The following is a 542-nucleotide window of genomic DNA, read 5'->3' as shown; positions in this document are numbered from 1 at the left end:
GCCGACGCACCCGAGCCGTAGGCCTGGGCGCCGGTCGCGCTCGCGACCGCCTTGTTGCCCAGCGCGATCGTGTTGTCCGCGGTGGCCTGGTTCGCGCTGCCGAGGGCGAGTGCGCTGTTGCCGGTTGCCGTGTTCGCGTTGCCGAGCGCGACTGCGCCGGTGCCGGTGGCCGTGTCGTTCGCGCCGAGCGCCACTGCGCCGGTGCCCGTCGCGACACTCGGGTCGCCGATCGCGACCGCGCCGTCGCCGCTTGCGGTGTTGCCGGAGCCGATCGACACCGCCTTGCCGCCGGTGGCCGATGCGTTCTGGCCGATGGCGACCGCGCCGCTCGACTGCGCGTTCGAGCCGTCGCCGACCGCGACGCTGCTGGCGCCTGCCGCGCTGGCGTTCACGCCGGCTGCGAGCGAGTTGACGCCGGTGGCGCCGTTGTTGGCGTAGTTGCCTTGCTGCGTGCCGTTGTCGTTGACGCTGTAGTAATGCGTCTTGGCGGCTTCGATCGCGGTCGACGTCGAGGTGGACAGCGACGTGATCGAGCTGGTTGC

1 pseudogene is annotated in these 542 nt (G+C 72.1%); it reads right to left on the bottom strand.

Annotated features, from left to right (window positions below):
• Positions 1–542: pseudogene (locus tag HW466_RS31180) on the bottom strand (YadA-like family protein); the annotation flags it as partial.

Source organism: Burkholderia territorii, assembly GCF_902833055.1.
Lineage (GTDB): Bacteria > Pseudomonadota > Gammaproteobacteria > Burkholderiales > Burkholderiaceae > Burkholderia > Burkholderia territorii.
The sequence above is the reverse complement of the archived record's forward strand: the minus strand, read 5'-3'. Positions and strand labels throughout refer to the sequence as shown.